Consider the following 524-nt stretch of genomic DNA (forward strand, 5'->3'; position numbering starts at 1 on the left):
CTTGCCGACGAGTTCGGCTGCCTGGTCGGCGGAGAGGGACCGCACGCCCTGGTTCGTCTTGAAGTGGTACTTGACGAAGTAGGACTCGCCCTTGGCGTTCGTCCACTGGTAGGTGTGCGAGCCGAAGCCGTCCATGTGGCGGTACGACGCCGGGATGCCGCGGTCGCCCATCAGCCAGGTCACCTGGTGCGTGGCCTCGGGCGAGTGCGCCCAGAAGTCCCAGACGTTGTCCGGCTCCTGCTTGCCCGTGAACGGGTCGCGCTTCTGCGAGTGGATGAAGTCGGGGAACTTGATCGGGTCCTTGATGAAGAACACCGGGGTGTTGTTGCCGACGAGGTCGTAGTTGCCCTCCTCGGTGTAGAACTTCAGCGCGAAGCCGCGCGGGTCGCGGACCGCGTCCGCGCCGCCGAGCGAGTCGGCCACCGTGGAGAAGCGCAGGAAGACCTCGGTGCGCTTGCCGACGCTGCTCAGGAAGTCGGCGTGGGTGAAGTCGGTGACGTCGTCGGTCACCTCGAAGTGGCCGT

Annotated in this window: 1 protein-coding gene; it reads right to left on the reverse strand. The window is 66.0% G+C overall.

Annotated features, from left to right (window positions below; genetic code table 11):
* Nucleotides 1–524 (reverse strand): catalase (locus tag ACLZOT_RS49810; protein WP_416975959.1); only part of this gene is annotated, 524 nt, incomplete at both ends.

The sequence above is a fragment of the Streptomyces sp. 4F14 genome (assembly GCF_048159485.1).
GTDB lineage: Bacteria > Actinomycetota > Actinomycetes > Streptomycetales > Streptomycetaceae > Streptomyces.